Annotated in this window: 17 protein-coding genes and 1 tRNA gene; 11 read left to right on the top strand and 7 right to left on the bottom strand. The window is 68.4% G+C overall.

Annotated features, from left to right (window positions below; all coding sequences use genetic code 11):
- The first annotated feature begins 137 nt into the window (after positions 1 to 137).
- The 6 genes from J2X41_RS04200 (at position 138) to J2X41_RS04175 (ending at position 4206) form a co-directional block, all read left to right on the top strand.
- Complete coding sequence (locus J2X41_RS04200; protein WP_310079830.1) at positions 138 to 1007, top strand: kinase; 870 nt, start codon at positions 138 to 140, stop codon at positions 1005 to 1007.
- 132 nt (positions 1008 to 1139) lie between these two features.
- Positions 1140 to 1430 (top strand): hypothetical protein, encoded by a 291-nt coding sequence (locus J2X41_RS04195; RefSeq protein ID WP_310079829.1) that lies wholly within the window; start codon positions 1140 to 1142, stop codon positions 1428 to 1430.
- Between the two features lie 103 nt (positions 1431 to 1533).
- Complete coding sequence (locus J2X41_RS04190; RefSeq protein WP_310079828.1) at positions 1534 to 2115, top strand: hypothetical protein; 582 nt, start codon at positions 1534 to 1536, stop codon at positions 2113 to 2115.
- Positions 2115 to 2309 carry a helix-turn-helix transcriptional regulator gene (locus J2X41_RS04185; RefSeq protein ID WP_018062324.1) on the top strand — a complete coding sequence of 65 codons (195 nt, stop codon included), beginning with the start codon at positions 2115 to 2117 and terminating at the stop codon, positions 2307 to 2309. Before J2X41_RS04190 ends, J2X41_RS04185 begins: the two co-directional genes overlap by 1 nt.
- A gap of 57 nt (positions 2310 to 2366) precedes the next feature.
- Positions 2367 to 3278, top strand: a complete 912-nt coding sequence (locus tag J2X41_RS04180) for an alpha/beta hydrolase (protein WP_310079827.1) — start codon at positions 2367 to 2369, stop codon at positions 3276 to 3278.
- A gap of 43 nt (positions 3279 to 3321) precedes the next feature.
- Positions 3322 to 4206 carry a TraB/GumN family protein gene (locus J2X41_RS04175; protein WP_310079826.1) on the top strand — a complete coding sequence of 295 codons (885 nt, stop codon included), beginning with the start codon at positions 3322 to 3324 and terminating at the stop codon, positions 4204 to 4206.
- Positions 4207 to 4347: 141 nt separating this feature from the next.
- Here J2X41_RS04175 and J2X41_RS04170 read toward each other — a convergent pair whose 3' ends face one another.
- A complete protein-coding gene (locus J2X41_RS04170) occupies positions 4348 to 5349 on the bottom strand; it encodes an NADP-dependent oxidoreductase (protein WP_310079825.1) in 1002 nt (333 codons plus the stop codon).
- 126 nt (positions 5350 to 5475) lie between these two features.
- On the opposite strand from J2X41_RS04170, the gene J2X41_RS04165 reads away from it, so the two are divergent.
- Positions 5476 to 6051, top strand: a complete 576-nt coding sequence (locus J2X41_RS04165) for a helix-turn-helix domain-containing protein (RefSeq protein WP_310079824.1) — start codon at positions 5476 to 5478, stop codon at positions 6049 to 6051.
- Between the two features lie 147 nt (positions 6052 to 6198).
- On the opposite strand, the gene J2X41_RS04160 is transcribed toward J2X41_RS04165, so the two are convergent.
- The gene (locus J2X41_RS04160) at positions 6199 to 6813 is read right to left on the bottom strand and encodes an HD domain-containing protein (protein WP_310079823.1); all 615 of its coding nucleotides are present in this window, start codon (positions 6811 to 6813) and stop codon (positions 6199 to 6201) included.
- Positions 6814 to 6950: 137 nt separating this feature from the next.
- Between J2X41_RS04160 and J2X41_RS04155 the strand changes: the two genes are divergently transcribed.
- The 4 genes from J2X41_RS04155 to J2X41_RS04140 all read left to right on the top strand — a co-directional run bounded on the left by J2X41_RS04155 (position 6951) and on the right by J2X41_RS04140 (position 10567).
- Positions 6951 to 7025 (top strand) — tRNA-Gly (locus J2X41_RS04155).
- A gap of 31 nt (positions 7026 to 7056) precedes the next feature.
- The gene (locus tag J2X41_RS04150; RefSeq protein ID WP_310079822.1) at positions 7057 to 7809 is read left to right on the top strand and encodes a sugar phosphate nucleotidyltransferase; all 753 of its coding nucleotides are present in this window, start codon (positions 7057 to 7059) and stop codon (positions 7807 to 7809) included.
- A 6-nt stretch (positions 7810 to 7815) separates the two neighbouring features.
- Entirely contained in the window at positions 7816 to 8055 is a 240-nt protein-coding gene (locus J2X41_RS04145; protein ID WP_310079821.1) for a hypothetical protein, read from the top strand.
- Between the two features lie 214 nt (positions 8056 to 8269).
- Positions 8270 to 10567 carry a TonB-dependent receptor domain-containing protein gene (locus J2X41_RS04140; protein WP_310079820.1) on the top strand — a complete coding sequence of 766 codons (2298 nt, stop codon included), beginning with the start codon at positions 8270 to 8272 and terminating at the stop codon, positions 10565 to 10567.
- 92 nt (positions 10568 to 10659) lie between these two features.
- Here J2X41_RS04140 and J2X41_RS04135 read toward each other — a convergent pair whose 3' ends face one another.
- From J2X41_RS04135 to J2X41_RS04115, 5 genes are read right to left on the bottom strand one after another with little or no spacing between them, the layout of a single operon-like run.
- Positions 10660 to 11421, bottom strand: a complete 762-nt coding sequence (locus J2X41_RS04135) for a nucleotidyltransferase family protein (RefSeq protein ID WP_310079819.1) — start codon at positions 11419 to 11421, stop codon at positions 10660 to 10662.
- A gap of 4 nt (positions 11422 to 11425) precedes the next feature.
- Positions 11426 to 12577 carry a dATP pyrophosphohydrolase gene (locus J2X41_RS04130; RefSeq protein WP_310079818.1) on the bottom strand — a complete coding sequence of 384 codons (1152 nt, stop codon included), beginning with the start codon at positions 12575 to 12577 and terminating at the stop codon, positions 11426 to 11428.
- Entirely contained in the window at positions 12578 to 13642 is a 1065-nt protein-coding gene (locus tag J2X41_RS04125) for an LptF/LptG family permease (protein WP_310079817.1), read from the bottom strand. It abuts the gene before it with no gap.
- On the bottom strand, positions 13639 to 14868 hold the full coding sequence (locus J2X41_RS04120; protein WP_310079815.1) for an LptF/LptG family permease: 1230 nt from the start codon (positions 14866 to 14868) through the stop codon (positions 13639 to 13641). The genes J2X41_RS04125 and J2X41_RS04120 overlap by 4 nt, the downstream gene beginning before the upstream one ends.
- Positions 14865 to 15302 (bottom strand): HIT family protein, encoded by a 438-nt coding sequence (locus J2X41_RS04115; protein ID WP_310079814.1) that lies wholly within the window; start codon positions 15300 to 15302, stop codon positions 14865 to 14867. Before J2X41_RS04115 ends, J2X41_RS04120 begins: the two co-directional genes overlap by 4 nt.
- Between the last annotated feature and the right edge of the window lie 20 nt (positions 15303 to 15322).

Raw genomic sequence — 15322 nt, 5'->3', positions numbered from 1 at the left:
TCCGACCACGGCATCGCACAGCCTCCCGCCAAAACCGCGAGAACTGTTACCCATCTATCCGGGCTGGTCCGTCACCTCTCTATCCGGGCAGGACAGCTGACACCTTCTCCCGCAAGGGGAGAAGGAAAGGGAAGCGCATGACCATTGATCCAGACTGGCTCTCCGCCTTCCTTCGTGACGAGGCCCTTCCCGACGGCTTCGCGTCCGAGGTCGAGCGGCTGCACGCGCCGCTGGCCGAGCGGATCGCGGCGGTGGCCATGGGGCCGGCCTTCGTGGTCGGGATCTGCGGGCCGCAGGGCTCGGGCAAGACCACCACGGTCCGGGTCGTGGCCGCGCTGCTGGCGGCGCGGGGGCTGACGGTGGCGACCCTGTCGCTGGACGACCTCTACCTGCCGCGCACTGATCGCGAGGCCCTGGCCCGAGAGGTCCATCCGCTGCTGCGCACGCGCGGGGTTCCGGGAACCCACGACGTCGCCCTGGGCCTGGCCGTGCTGGACGGCCTGGCCGGCGAGGGTGAAACCGCGCTGCCGCGTTTCGACAAGGCTGCCGACGACCGCGCCCCGACCGAGGCCTGGCCGGTGGTCGCGGGACCGGTCGACATCGTGCTGTTCGAGGGCTGGTGCGTCGGCGCGCGCCCGGAACCGGCCAAGGCCCTGACCGCGCCGATCAACGCCCTGGAGCGCGAGCGCGACCCGGACGGCGCCTGGCGGGCCCATGTCAACGCCGCCCTGGCGGGCCCCTACCGCGCCCTGTTCGCCCGCCTGGACCTGCTGGTGCTGTTCACCGCGCCGGATTTCGAGACGGTGCTGGCCTGGCGGCGGGAGCAGGAAGCCAAGCTGCGCGAGCGGCTGGCGGCGACCGGGCAGGGCGGGGCGATGAGCGACGACGAGGTCGCCGTCTTCGTCCAGCACTACGAACGCCTGACTCGCCACATCGCCCGCGAAACGCCCGCCCGGGCCGACATCGTCGTGGCGCTGGACAAGGACCGCCGCGCATCGATCATCTGACCGGTCATTCGGTCGCGCGGCACGGCGTCGCACCAGATATGGTGTGGCCCCATTTGACCCTCCACCAATGCTAGTTTGGCTTTGTCGGCGAAACGACTCACCGAGTCGCCGGCTGTGGAGCTTCCAAAGGCCATGAACGCACTCTTCGGCGGGACCTATTCGACCCACGCCCGGCGGGTGGCGGCCTGGAACCGAGCGGCGCCGATCCCCGGATGCGACAAGGCGATCTGGCGCTGCGACGACCAGGGGCGGATCATCCGCTGGGCCGACTACGAAGACCGCTTCTCGCGCTATGGCTGGCTGATCCTGCGCGGTCGCGGCGAGACCCGCATCGCCCAGACCCTGGGCCTGTCCGCCGCCAGGCCCGTCCACGTCAGCCACGCCGACCGCTTCGACGCCGACCCCGCCCGCAAGGCCGCCTGACACCGGGTGTTGTCGCCTCTCCTTGATCTTTTGACAAGCTCGCTTGACATGGCTGCGGCGATATAAGACAAGTTTCCTTGTCAAAAAGACAGGGAGCCAAGACATGACATCCGAACGCGGCGAGTTTCGCGCGCTTAAGAAGTTCTTGCTGTTCGCCGGCTTCATCGGCGGCGTCCTGCTCTCGGTGCGTATCGGCGCCCTGGGCGGGGTATGGGCGTTCGTCGGCGGCCTGGGCACGGTGGCGGCGTCTCTCGCTTTCGCCTACGCCTCCTACCGCCTGTTCGGGCGCGAGCCCCTGCGCCCGCCGATCCGTCGCTACCTGCTGCGGTTCGGCGTCTCGATGTCGGCCTATGTGGTCCTGCTGATCGGGGCGACAATGCTGCATCGCCACGGCCTGACGGCCGGGCCGCTGGGTTATCTGATCGCCCTGGCCCCCGCTCTGGCCGTCCTGGGCACGATCGCCAGCATGGGGTTCTACCTGGCCGAGGAGACTGATGAGTTCCACCGCGAGGTGCTGATCCAGAGCCTGCTGTGGGGCATCGCCGTGACCCTGGGCGCGGCCAGCGTCTGGGGCTTCCTGGAGACCTTCGGCAAGGCGCCGCATGCGCCGGCCTGGGCGGTGGTTCCGATCTTCGCCGTCGCCATGGGCCTGTCGCAGCCGCTCATCGCCCGGCGGTACTGCTGATGAAGAACCGCCTCAAGGTCCTGCGGGCCGAGCGCGACTGGAGCCAGGCCGACCTGGCCGAGCGCCTGGAGGTCTCGCGCCAGACCATCAACGCCCTGGAGACGGGCAAGTACGACCCCAGCCTGCCGCTGGCCTTCAAGATCGCCCGCCTGTTCGGCCTGCCGATCGAGACGATCTTCCAGGACGAAGCCTGATCGCGTCAGGCCGCCCATTCTTTCCCCAAGATTCAAACGCTTAGTTCGGAGACCATCATGAACGTCCGCCGCATCCTGGCTCGCGCCGCCTTCGCCTGCGCCGCCACCTTCGTCACAGCCGCCGCCGTCTTCCATCCGGCCCAGGCCGCCCCCGTCGCCGTCCCCTCGGTCGCCGCGCCGCGCTTCACGGTCGAGGTGGTGGGGCAGGGGCCCGACGTGATCCTGATCCCCGGCCTGGCTTCCTCGGCCGCCGTCTGGGACGACACCGTCAAGCAATTGCAGGGCCGCTACCGCCTGCACGTGATCCAGGTGGCCGGGTTCGCCGGCGCGCCGGCCGGGGCCAACGCCGAGGGGCCGGTGATCCAGCCCACCGTCGACGCCCTGGACGGCTACATCAAGTCGGCCAGGCTGAAGTCGCCCGCCGTGATCGGCCACTCCATGGGCGGGCTGATGGGCCTGATGTTGGCCCGCCAACACCCCGAGGACGTCGGCCGCCTGATGGTCGTCGACAGCCTGCCATTCTACGCCATGGTCTTCTCGCCCGCCGCCACGGTCGAGACCGTCAAGCCGCAGGCCGCGGCGATGCGCGATCGCACCGTCTCGGCCACGCCGGAGGCCTGGTCGGCCATGGAGACGGCGATGATGGCGCGCCTGGTCAAGTCGCCCGAGGGTCTGAAGTCGGCCACGGCCGCCACCATCGCCTCCGACCCTTCGGTGGTGGGCCGCGCGCTCTACGACGACCTGACCACCGACCTGCGCGGCGAGCTGGCCTCGATCAAGACCCCGACGACGATGCTCTATCCGTGGGATCCGGCCATCGCGCCTCAGGCGGCGTTCGACCAGCTCTACACCGGCGCCTACGCCCCGATGACCCAGGCCAAGGTCAAGCGGATCGACGGCTCGTACCACTTCATCATGCTGGACCAGCCGGCCGCCTTCGCCTTCGAGGTGGAGAGTTTCCTGAAGTAGAGGCGGCTTGCCAGGCCCCCGGTCGGACCTGAACAGTGGTGGCATGATGATTCTGCCCGGGCTCGTCCGCCGCTTCGCCCTCGCCCTCGTCGCCGTGCTGGCGATGGGGGCGAGCCCCGTCCTGGCCGAACCGGCCCTGTGGGCGATCAAGGACAAGGACTCCACGATCTACCTGTTCGGCACGGTCCATGTGCTCAAGCCCACCACCCAGTGGCGTTCGCCCAGGATCGACAAGGCGTTTCGGGACGCCGACGACGTGGTCATGGAGATCGAGCAGCCCGAGGATCCGGCGACGACGCGCGCCCTGATGATGAAGTACGGCGTCGACCCGGCCGCGCCCCTGTCGACCAAGCTCAAGCCCGAAAGCTACGCCAAGCTGCAGGCCGCCGCCCAGGGCATGGGCTTTCCGCCCCAGGCCCTTGAGCCGATGCGGCCCTGGCTGGCGGCGCTGACCGTGTCGCTGACCCCGATGCTGAAGGCCGGCTACGATCCCGAGAGCGGCGTCGAGAAGCTGCTGACCGCCCAGGCCAAGGCGGCGGGCAAGCCGATCGCGGCCTTCGAGACCATGGAGCAGCAGGTCCGCTTCTTCGCCGACATGACCCCGGTCCAGGAAGCCCAGCTGCTGGACTCGACCCTGGACGAGGTCGACGACGGCCCGGCCAAGATCGACGCCCTGGTCGCGGCCTGGGCGGCGGGCGACCAGGGCGAGCTGAAACGCCAGATGGTCGACGAGATGCAGGCCGACTATCCCGACGTCTACAAGCTGCTGCTGGTCGACCGGAACCAGGACTGGGCCAACCAGCTCAAGACCCGGCTGGCGGGCTCCGGCGTCAGCTTCGTGGCGGTCGGGGCGGGCCACCTTGCCGGGCCGGACAGCCTGCAGGCCCAACTGGCCAAGCTGGGGATCAAGGCCGAACGGGTGGAATAGGGCGTCTCCGCCAGCGGAAAGCCCGGCGGCCTCACGCGCCCAGGAAGGCCAGCGCCTTGCGCACGAAAGCCTCGTGATACTGGAAGATGCCGCCGTGCCCGGCGTCCTCGTAGAGGACCAGCTCGGCGTTCGGCGGCGCGCTCACTTCAGCTTGACGACGATCTTGCCCTTGGCCCGCCCGGTGTCGAGATAGGCCAGGGCGTTGTTGAGCGCCTCGAACGGGAAGACCCGGTCGACCACCGGACGGACGGCCCCGGCCTCGACCAGCGCGGTGATCCGCGCGAGCTGCTCGCCGCTCGCGTGCATGAACAGGAACGAATAGCTGGCGTCGCGGGCCTTGGCCTTGCGCCGCACACCGGCGCTCAGCGGGCGCAGGGCCTGGCGCAGGGCCCAGTTCAGACCCCGCTCGCGGAAGAAGGCAGGATCGGGCGGCCCCGAGATCGAGATCAGCTTGCCGCCGGGCTTGAGCACCTCGAGCGACTTCAGCACCGTGTCGCCTTCGAGGCTGTTCAGGGCCAGGTCGTAGCCGGACAGAACCTGCTCGAAGGCCTGGGACTTGTAGTCGACCACGACGTCGGCGCCGAAGCTTCGGACCAGGTCGATGTTGGCTGCGCTGGTCGTGGTGGCGACCGTCGCGCCCAGGTGCTTGGCCAGCTGAATGGCGACGGCGCCGACGCCGCCCGAGCCGGCGTGGATGAGAACCTTCTGGCCCTTCTGGAGCTTGGCGCGCTCGACCAGGGCCTGCCAGGCCGTGAGCGCCACCAGCGGCAGGGACGCGGCCTCTTCCATGCTGATCGACTTCGGTTTCAGCGCCACGTCGGCCTGGTCGATGGCGATGAATTCCGCGAACGTCCCGATCCGGCCGTCGCGCGGCCGGGCGTAGACCTCGTCGCCGACCTTGAAGGTCCGCGCGTTCGCGCCGACGCGAACCACCGTGCCGGCCACGTCATGGCCCAGGACGAACGGCGGGCGATAGGACAGCAGCGACTTGAACGCGCCGTCGCGGACCTTGGAATCCAACGGGTTCAGGCCGGCCGCGTGCACCTCGACCAGCACATCGTCGTCGCCCGGCGTCGGCGTCGGCACGTCGCCCAGCCGCAAGACGCCCTTCTTCTCATACCGGTCGAGGATGAAGGCCTTCATCGGGATCTCTCCAATCGTCGCCTCGGCAGGCGAGGCACGGCGTCATATTCATGATGATCATCATGATTGTTGCTAAATATGACGGCCATCATGTATATGTCAACGGGCCATTGGGAGGATTGTGGAATGCGGGTCAGCCGAGAGCAGATGCAGGCGAACCGGCTGCGGATCCTGGACGCGGCCAGCCGCCTGTTCCGCGAAAAGGGCTTCGACGCCGTCAGCGTGGCCGAGGTGATGAAGGCCGCCGGCCTGACGCACGGCGGCTTCTATGGCCATTTCGACTCCAAGGACGACCTGGTCGCCCAGGCCATCGCCCACATCTTCACCGTCCAGGAAGCCGGGCAGGGCGGGGGCGGCCAAGGGGGAGGCGAATTGGCGGGCTATCTGAACGCCTACCTGTCGCCCTGGCATCGCGACCGCGTCGGCGAGGGGTGCCCGACGGCCGCCCTGGTCGCGGATATCCGCCGCCAGGCCGCCGCCGCGCGAACGGCCATGACCGAGGGTTTCCGGTCGCAGATCGACAGGGTCGCCGCGGCGATCCCCGCCGACGACCCGGCGCGGGCGCGCCGTCAGGCGGTCGGAACCTGGGCCGCCATGGTGGGGGCTGTCGTCCTAGCCCGGGCGATCGACGATCCCGTTCTGTCGGAGGAAATCCTCGACCAGACGCGGTCCTGGATCGAGGAAAAGACGTCGGACGCCTAAGAAGGGTCGACGTTCAGCTATCGAGGGGCCGAAACCTCGTCCTTCGACAAGCTCAGGATGAGGTTTCTACTGCGGCGTCGGCCATGGCCCTCATCCTGAGCTCGTCGAAGGACGAGGGCCACGCACGGCACGTGAGTGCAGATCTGCCTACGCAGCCGCGCCGTCCTTGGCCCGCAGGTAGATCGACCGTTTCGGCGTCGACATCACCCGGTGAAGCATCGGCTCGAACGCCTCCAGCGGCATCGACTGATAGGCCGGATCGAAGGCCTCCTGGTCGTAGGCGTGGCAGAACCGGGCGGTGTGTTCGAAGCTGGGATGGCCGCGGAACTGGTCGCGCATGTCGCGGTCCAGACCCAGGTGGTGGAAGAAGTAGTAGCCCTGGAAGATGGCGTGGTGGGCCACCATCCAGTGGTTCTCCTCCGAGACGAAGGGCTGGACGATCGCCGCGGCGATGTCGGCGTGATTGCGCGGGCCCAGGATGTCGCCGATGTCGTGCAGCAGGGCGCAGACGACATATTCCTCGTCACGGCCGTCCTGGAAGGCGCGGGTGGCGGTCTGCAGGCTGTGGTCCAGCCGGTCGATGGCGAAGCCGCCGCAGTCGCCCTGCAGCAGCTTGAGGTGCGAGACCAGGCGCTTGGGCAGGTCGCGGCCGAATTCCATCGACGCCTCGGCGATGATCGCCCAGTCCTGCGGCGTGCCGTCGGTCATGGCGTGGAATTGCGCGCGGGGGTGCTCGTCTGGGTGCTGGTGGCCGTCGGCCATGGCGTCGTCCTTCCGAACGCTTGTTTGACCCGATCGTGCGCCGCTCCACAGCCGGCGTCAACGGATGGCCTTGAGAAGCGGGATCAGACCGGCTAGACGAGCCATGCGCTTGAACGGCGCGTCGCCATCCGTTCAACGCGGGCGTAGCTCAGAGGTAGAGCGTCTGCTTCCCAAGCAGAATGTCGTGGGTTCGATTCCCATCGCCCGCTCCAGTTTCCTGCAATTTCCGAAGCGAGTCGCTGCGTGGCAAAGCCGGCCAAAGCCATCATCCTCAGCGCCGGCCAGGGCAAGCGCCTGTCGCCGCTGACCGACGCCCGCCCCAAGTGCCTGGTCGAGCTTTCGGGCCGCACCGTTCTGCACTGGCAGCTCAAGCACCTGGCGCAGGCCGGGATCACCGAGGCGGTGGTGGTGACCGGCTTCGCCGCCGACACGGTCGAGAAGGAGGTCGCGGGGCTCGACATCCCGGGCCTGACGGTCCGGACCCTGTTCAACCCGTTCTACGCCCTGACCGACAACCTGGCGACCTGCTGGCTGGCGCGCGGCGAGATGCGCGGCGACTTCCTGCTGCTGAATGGCGACACCCTGTTCGAGACGGGCGTCGCCGAGCGCCTGATCGCCGCCCCGCCGGCCCCGATCACCGTCACCATCGACCGCAAGGCCGCCGGCTACGACGCCGACGACATGAAGGTGCTGACCGAAGGCCTGTCCCTACGCGCCATCGGCAAGACCATCGACCAGTACGACGCCGAGTCGATCGGCTTCCTGCGCTTCGATCCCGAGGGCGCGGCCCTGTTCACCCGCATCGTCGAGCAGGCCCTGCGCACGCCCGAAGGCCTCAAGCGCTGGTATCTCAGCGTCATCAACCAGATCGCCCAGGATCATGACGTGGTCCGCGTGCAGTCGATCGAGGGCCTGGACTGGGCGGAAATGGACTTCCCCGAGGACCTGCCGAAGAACCGCGAACTGGCGGCGGCCTGGGTCGCGGCCGGGGAGTAGGGGGTCTTGTGGCTGCCCCTCTCGATGCATCGGGGCGACAGGCTGAAGGCCGCCATCGTTGCGTTCGCCTTCATGATGCTCCTGCTGTTCTCGCCGGCGGGAGCAATGCTTGACCGGCTGACCAGCGGATTGGGCGAGAACGCTGGATGGGTCTGGGTGTGTTTGGGCCTGGTCGTGTTCTGGGCGAGCTATTTCGCGTTCAGGGCTCTTCGCCTGCGTCGTGAGCGCGCCGACGACCTGCCCTAGGATCGGGCGCCCGACTAGCGGGCTCCTCCGCATTGCCGACAATCTAGCCAACAGCCCGCCGTGACGCCTGTCACGGCGTTGTCATGCAACATGCCTATAGGCCGCAGGCCCGCAAAGAAGTAAGCGGGTCCTTACAAGCGACGGCGGACTCAACGACCGGCGCTTTTTCGATTCTCTCATGTCGGTTCGATTTTCCAGGAAGTGGTGGGGTTCAATGTCTCGTTTCAACGCACGTAAATGCGCGCTCCTGTTGGGGGCGGGCCTCTCCGCCCTGTCGTTCGCCAACGCGGCCCTGGCCCAGGAGGCGTCCTCGACCGCCCTGGACGAGATCGTGGTCACGGCCGAGCGCCGGTCGGAAAACCTGCAGAAGGTGCCGGTCTCGGTAGCCGTGGTCGGCGGTGACCAGCTGCGCGCCATCCAGGGCGGCGGCGACGACATCATCTCGCTGTCGGGCAAGGTCCCCAGCTTCTACGCCGAAACCACCACGGGCCGGATCTTCCCGCGCTTCTACATCCGCGGCCTGGGCAACATCGACTTCTACCTCGGCGCCTCGCAGCCGGTGTCGATCATCCAGGACGACGTCGTGCTGGAGCACGTGGTGCTGAAGTCGAACCCGGTGTTCGACGTCAAGCAGGTGGAAGTGCTGCGCGGTCCGCAAGGCTCGCTGTTCGGCCGCAACACCACCGCCGGCATCGTCAAGTTCGACACCAACAAGCCGACCCAGACCCTGGAAGGCCGCGCCAGCGCCTCGTACGGCACCTACGGCACGACCACCTTCGACGGCGGCATCGGCGGGCCGATCGTGGCCGACAAGCTGGCCTTCCGCGTCTCGGCGCTCTACCAGCACCGCGACGACTATGTCGACAACACCTTCGCCGGGACCAGCGCCGACGGCACGGTCACCCCGAAGAAGAACGCCATGGGCGGCTTCGACGAGAAGGACGTGCGGATCCAGCTGCTGGCCACCCCGACCGAGCAGCTGACGGTCCTGGCCTCGGCCCACGCCCGCAACTACGAGGGCACCTCGACCCTGTTCCTGCGCGGCGCGCTGAAGAAGGGCTCCAACAGCTCGACCGCGCCGCGCGACAGCGTCGCCTTCGACGAGGCCAACAACAACCCGCAGGCCTACGACACGCAAGGCGCGTCGCTGAACATCGCCTATGACTTCGGGCCGGTGACCCTGACCTCGATCAGCGCCTACGAGACCACCAGCGGCTACAGCCGCGGCGACACCGATGGCGGCGCGGCGGCCAACTTCCCGGTGGCCGGCGTTCCCAACGGCTTTGGCCAGTCGATGGGCCAGGTCCGCGACCTCGACCAGCTGACCCAGGAAATCCGCCTGGCCAGCAACGGTGACGACCGCCTGAAGTGGCAGGTCGGGGCGCTGTACTTCGACTCGCGCGACACCACCGACTTCTTCCAGCGCGCCTATTTCCTGACCACCGCCGCTCGCAACCCCAACAACTGGGTCGAGCTGAACAACCTCAACACCTCCTGGGCGGTGTTCGGCCAGGTCAGCTACAAGCTGACCGACGCCCTGACCATCACCGGCGGCCTGCGCGACACCTACGACGCCAAGAAGACAGTGCTGGCCAAGACCGCCAACACCGCCGCCAACGTCTCAACCTATACCGGCCGTCGCTATGTGCGCCTGTCGGACGAGCAGGTCAGCTGGGACCTGTCGGCCAACTACGAGGTCAATCCCGACCTGAACGTCTACGCCCGCGTGGCCAAGGGCTTCCGCGGCCCGACCATCCAGGGCCGCTCGGCGGTGTTCAACAGCGACTTCACGACCGCCAATTCCGAGACGATCCTGTCGTGGGAAGCCGGCTTCAAGAGCACGCTGCTGGACAACACCCTGCGCCTGAACGCCTCGGCCTTCACCTACGAGGTCAAGGATATCCAGCTGAACGGCAACGACTCCAACGGCAACGGCGTGCTGTTCAACGCCGACAAGGCCAAGGCCTACGGCCTGGAAGCCGACGCCGAGTGGCGCCCGATCGCCAACCTGACCCTGACGGCGGGCGCCAGCCTGCTGCACAGCGAAATCCAGGACAAGCGCGTCTACGCCCAGGTCTGCTCGCTCAACAGCGTCAAGGTCTGCACCGTCAAGAGCCCGACGATCGCCATCGCGGGGCCGTTCGCCACCAACTACTTCACCCAGATCGACGGCAACCCGCTGCCCAACGCGCCGAAGTACAACTTCAGCTTCACGGGCCGCTACGACGTGCCGGTCGGCGCCGACGGCAAGCTGTTCGTCGCCACCGACTGGAACGTCCAGGGCTATACGAACTTCGTGCTCTACAAGACCGACGAGTTCTATTCGAAGGGCAATTTCGAAGGCGGGCTGAAGCTGGGCTACGAAGGCGGAAACGGCGCGTATGAAGTGGCCCTGTTCGGCCGCAACATCACCAACGAGAAGAACCTCAAGGGCGTCATCGAGAACTACATGGCGGCCGTCTACAACGAGCCGCGCATCGTGGGCGTCTCGGTCAGCGCCAAGCTGAAGTAGTCGCCCCCCCACACACCTCGTGGTTTCGAGAACCCCGCCGTCCCAGCCGTTTCAGCGGCGCCGGACGGCGGGGTTTTTCGTATCGGCGCGCCTCAGCCTTCGACGATCGACCGCACCAGGTCCAGGTCGGCCGGCTTGTCGACGTCCACCGCCGCCAGGCCGTGCCGGGCCCGGACCGCCGCGGCCCTGACCCCCGCCAGCCGGCCGATGCGGGCCACCATCTCGTCCAGGGTCATCAGGCCCAGCAGGTAGCGGACCAGCATGACCGGGCCGAACAGGGCCGCGATCTTCCACGGCTGCTTGCGGTGCTTCTCGACCGTGCGCCACAGGTCGATGGCCCGCAGGCTGGCCGGGGTCTTCAGGTAGAACAGGTTGCAGCCCGAATAGCGGCCGTCGCGAAACGCCAGATAGGTGCGCTTGGTGGTCGGGGCGGCGGCCTGCACCAGCGCTTCCTCGCCCAGCAGGATGGCGATGTCGGCGTCGGCCGGAGTGTCGGCCATGAAGTCGGTCACCCAGTCCGGCTGGAGCAGGGCGTGATCCACCGTCGTAACCAGCAGGGGCGTGCCCATGGCCTGGGCGGCATCGTGGACGCTCTGGCTGGGGCCGGCCGCCGAGGGCAGGCGCGACAGGGCCGCTCGCGTCGTCTCGCCCGCCAAGGCCGCCTCCAGGGCCGCGTCGTTGGTCGAGATCGCGATGCGCTCGGCGCCGGCCTGGTCCAGCGCCTGCAGCACCCGCGTCAGCAGCGTCCGGCCGCCCAGGACGATCAGGCCCTTCTGGCTGACGCCGGCGTAGTCGGCCACGGGGTCGACCCCGCCGCGCGAGCCGGCCAGCACCAGCGCCTGGAACGAGGCCACGGTCCTAGATCGCCTTCTCGTAGATCCGGTAGGTCTTGTAGATCTGCGCGCCCATGGCCTCGGAGATCCGGCGCATCGGCGCGTTGTCCTCGAGGATCCACGAGAACTCGAACTTGTCGTAGCCCAGGGCCAGGCCGGCGTCGCGGCCGGCGTTCATCAGGTGGAAGGGCACGACCTGGCCGCGCAGGGTGTCGGCGAACTTGCGCTTGAGGCCCATCAGCGGGATGCGGATCGACTTCACCCGCTTGACCTTCAGCCGCCACAGCAGCTTGGCCCAGCCGAACGGCAGCAGCTTGCCGTTCAGGCCCTCGATCGCCTCGTTGACGTTGGGCAGCAGCACGATGAAGCCGGCCGGCTCGCCGTCGATCTCGGAGAACAGGATCAGGCGCTTGTCGAGCACGTCCTTCAGCGACTTGCCCAGTTGGGCGGTCTCAGCCTCGGTGGTCGGCACGAAGCCCCAGTTGCCGGCCCAGGCGTCGTTGAGGATGTCGGTCAGGGCTTTGACCTCCTCGTCGTAGCGGCTCATGTCCAGCTCGCGCAGGGTCACGCCCTCGGGCAGGCCGCGCTTGACCCGGCGCACCACCACCGGCGGCAGGGCCGCGCGGGGGTCGCAGACATAGGCGTAGACGTCCTTGGCCTTGGCGTAGCCCTGCTCCTCGACCCGCGCGGCCGCGTAGCGGGGATCGTGGCCCATCATCACCATCGGCTTGGTGTCGAAGCCGTCGACCAGCAGGCCGACCTCCTCGTTGATCGACAGGTTGAACGGACCCAGCGCCCGGTCGCAGCCGCGGGCCTTCAGCCAGTCCTCGGCGGTGCGGAACAGCAGCGAGAAGATGGACGGGTCGTCCTCGGCGGCGATCATGCCGAAATTGCCGGTCTTGCCGCTGCCTTCCTCGGTGGCCAGGTGGTCGATCTGGGCGCTGATCCGGCCCACGTCGCGACCGCCGCGCACGGCCAGCCACATCTGCACGTCGGCGTGCTGGAAGAACGGGTTGGTCTTCGGCGTCAGGGCCGCCATCCGCTCGTACATCAACGGCACGACCCAGTTGGGGTCCTTGGCGTTGAGGCGGTTGGGCAGGTCGACGAACCGCTTCAGCTCGGCCTTGGAAGCGACGGGGACGATGGTGAGATCAGAATCAACGGTGTCGAACGGCATTCAGCCCTCCAAGACGACGAGCGCGTAGAGCGCGAGGGCGGCGAAGATGATCGGACCGCCCCAGACGGCCAGGATCGGAGACAGCGAGCCGCCTTCGCCTAGCGCCGACAGCAGGCCGTTGACGACCAGGAAGACCAGGCCGGCCGCCAGGCCGCCGGTCAGCAGCACCGCCCCCTGGCCGCTGCGGAAATTGGCCAGGGCGACAGGGGCGGCGAGCAGCAACATCACCAGCGACGCCACGGGTCCGGCGAAGGCCGCCAGCAGGCGGGTTTCGTAGAAGCTGGTGGGGCGGTCGCCGCCGCCGCTCAGCAGAGCCCGGCGCGCGGTGGCGGCGGTCGGCACGGGGCTGTCGGCGAACAGGGCCTGGACGTCCTGGCGGTGCAGGGGCGAGGGCCAGCTCATGCGGGCGGCGGGCGTGACGGTGACCTGCTCGCCCTTGAACCGGACGATGACCGGATTGACCAGGGTCCAGCCGCCGTCGCGCGCATAGGTCGCCGACGGCGCCTCGATGCGCTCGATCAGCCGGCCGACCTTGTCGCGCCGATAGAGCTTCACCGCGTTCAGGGTCCGGCCGTCGGCCGAGGCGCCGGCGGCGATCACCAGGTCGTCGCCCGCCCGGAAGCTGCGCGGACCGGGAACCTTGCGATCGGCGACCGGGGTGGTGGCCTGCCACCAATCGGCCAGCACCGGATCGGTGCGCGGCGCGATCAACTGGGCGCAGCTGAAATCGAAGGCCATGACCAGGACGGCCACGGGCAGGGCCATGGCGACGATGCGATAGGCCGAGATGCCGGTGGCGCGCATGGCGATGATCGCGCTCTCGCGGGCCAGCTGCGAGAAGGCGAACAGCCCGCCGGCCAGGGTGGCGATCGGGGCGACCTGCTCGATCAGCCGCGGCGAGCGCAGGGCGGCGTAGTACAGCACCCCGGCCGTGCCCAGGCCGCGGTCCAGGATGTCGGTGGTCACCTCCAGCAGGTCGAGGATCTGCAGGATCGAGAACAGGATCAGGGCCGCGCCGAGCACCCGCGTGCCGACCGTGCGCAGGACGTAGAGCTGGATCTTCATGCGTCGGCCTGCTCGAACTTGTCCCGGAACATCCGCCGGAAGCGCTTGATGCCGACGCCGAAGCGGCGGATCAGCTCGGTGACCGGGGTCTGGCCGGGCCGCTTGCGGCTGCCGATGAACATCCACAGGCTGAGGCTGACGAAGATCAGCCACGGGATGCCGATAGCGGCCAGCGGCATGGCCTTGCCCGACTCCGCCAGGCTCTGGCCCAGTTGCAGGCTGTGCTGGAAGGCCAGCAGCAGCACGCCGGCGATGATCAGGCCGGGGGTGCGGTTGCCGCGCTTGGCGGCCAGACCCAGCGGGAAGGCCAGCAGCGGCAGGAAGGGCAGGAAGGCGGCGCGGGCCAGGCGGCCGTACAGCTCGGCAAGCAGGGTGGCGCGCGGGACGACCGGGTTTGGACTGCGGGCCTGTCGGGCCAGCTCGCCCAGGGTCAGCTCGCGCTCGTCGCCGCCGCGGTCACGCAGCAGGGCGGCCGCCCCGGCCAGGGGGACGTTGGTGGTGAACTGGTCGAAGACCAGGATGCGGTACTCGCCGCGGGCGTCGACGCCGATCCGCTGGCCCTTGCGCAGCAGCATGATGACGTTCTTGCCGTCGGGGGCCGAGCGCAGGTCGGCGGTGGCGGCGGTGATCACCTCCTCGCGGCCGGCGGCGTCCATTCGCCGGATGAACACCCGGGTCAGCTGCTGGCCGGCCGGATCCGCGCCGTCGGCGGTCATCAGCAGCTTGGGCTGGTCGATGAACGACCCGCCGTTCAGCTTGCCGTTCCAGCCGGCGTTGATCGCCTCGTGCATCACCGCGCGATAGGCGTAGCGGCTGTAGGGCTGCATGTAGCCGAAGACGACCAGGCTGAAGACCATCAGGAACAGGCCGACATAGACGAACGGCGCGGCCACCCGGGTCAGGGACTGGCCGGTGGCCAGCAGGGCGTCGATCTCCGAACCGTCGCTGAGCTTAGTGATGACGATGAACAGCGCCACGAAGAACGCCACGGGCAGGGCCAGGCCCAGATAGTGCGGCACCAGGTTGGCGGCCAGTTCGGTGACGTAGCCGAAGCGGGCGCTGCTCTGCGACAGCACGTCCAGCAGGCGCAGGACGCGCTCCAGCAGCAGGGCGATCACCGTCACGCCCAGGCAGCCGACGATCGGCCAGACCAGCATGCGCAGCAGATAGGCGTCGATCAGCCGGAAGCGCGCGGTGCCGTGCGGCGTGGGGATGGGCTTCTTCACGCGGCCGACCACGCCTCGGCCAGGGTCCGGGCCAGCCGCTCGGCGGCGTCCAGGTCCAGGTCGACCGTTGCTCCCAGGGCGGGAACGGCCGGCCAGCCGGCGTCGTTGTACGTCCGGCCTTCATGCTCGCGCGTCCCGGCGTAGCGCGGGATCACGTGGAAATGCACGTCCTTGTCGACCATCATCAGCATCAGGTAATTGATCTTCTCGTACGCGACCACCTTGGCCAACATCCGCTCGACGCCCTCTGTGGCCGTCTTGAGGTCGGCGAAGGCGGCGGGACTCAGCTGGGAGAAGGCTTCGACCGATTCCTTGCATACCAGGACCAGCGACCCAAATGTGGGTTGCTTGGGACGCACCAGGATCAGCCAACTGGCGGTTTCGGCCACCTGGGTGCGCGGGAAACCGAAACTCTCAGCGGTGGGATTGGTCATGTCGGCCTCGCCTCCGGGCG

The organism is Caulobacter sp. BE254 (assembly GCF_031457295.1).
Classification (GTDB): domain Bacteria; phylum Pseudomonadota; class Alphaproteobacteria; order Caulobacterales; family Caulobacteraceae; genus Caulobacter.
The sequence above is the reverse complement of the archived record's forward strand: the minus strand, read 5'-3'. Positions and strand labels throughout refer to the sequence as shown.

Excerpts from the sequence above, each read along its gene's own strand:
- J2X41_RS04200 (WP_310079830.1), top strand. The coding sequence starts at position 138 with ATGACCATTGATCCAGACTGGCTCTCCGCCTTCCTTCGTGACGAGGCC.
- J2X41_RS04195 (WP_310079829.1), top strand. The coding sequence starts at position 1,140 with ATGAACGCACTCTTCGGCGGGACCTATTCGACCCACGCCCGGCGGGTG.
- J2X41_RS04190 (WP_310079828.1), top strand. The coding sequence starts at position 1,534 with ATGACATCCGAACGCGGCGAGTTTCGCGCGCTTAAGAAGTTCTTGCTG.
- J2X41_RS04185 (WP_018062324.1), top strand. The coding sequence starts at position 2,115 with ATGAAGAACCGCCTCAAGGTCCTGCGGGCCGAGCGCGACTGGAGCCAG.
- J2X41_RS04180 (WP_310079827.1), top strand. The coding sequence starts at position 2,367 with ATGAACGTCCGCCGCATCCTGGCTCGCGCCGCCTTCGCCTGCGCCGCC.
- J2X41_RS04175 (WP_310079826.1), top strand. The coding sequence starts at position 3,322 with ATGATGATTCTGCCCGGGCTCGTCCGCCGCTTCGCCCTCGCCCTCGTC.
- J2X41_RS04170 (WP_310079825.1), bottom strand. The coding sequence starts at position 5,349 with ATGAAGGCCTTCATCCTCGACCGGTATGAGAAGAAGGGCGTCTTGCGG.
- J2X41_RS04165 (WP_310079824.1), top strand. The coding sequence starts at position 5,476 with ATGCGGGTCAGCCGAGAGCAGATGCAGGCGAACCGGCTGCGGATCCTG.
- J2X41_RS04160 (WP_310079823.1), bottom strand. The coding sequence starts at position 6,813 with ATGGCCGACGGCCACCAGCACCCAGACGAGCACCCCCGCGCGCAATTC.
- J2X41_RS04140 (WP_310079820.1), top strand. The coding sequence starts at position 8,270 with ATGTCTCGTTTCAACGCACGTAAATGCGCGCTCCTGTTGGGGGCGGGC.
- J2X41_RS04130 (WP_310079818.1), bottom strand. The coding sequence starts at position 12,577 with ATGCCGTTCGACACCGTTGATTCTGATCTCACCATCGTCCCCGTCGCT.
- J2X41_RS04125 (WP_310079817.1), bottom strand. The coding sequence starts at position 13,642 with ATGAAGATCCAGCTCTACGTCCTGCGCACGGTCGGCACGCGGGTGCTC.
- J2X41_RS04115 (WP_310079814.1), bottom strand. The coding sequence starts at position 15,302 with ATGACCAATCCCACCGCTGAGAGTTTCGGTTTCCCGCGCACCCAGGTG.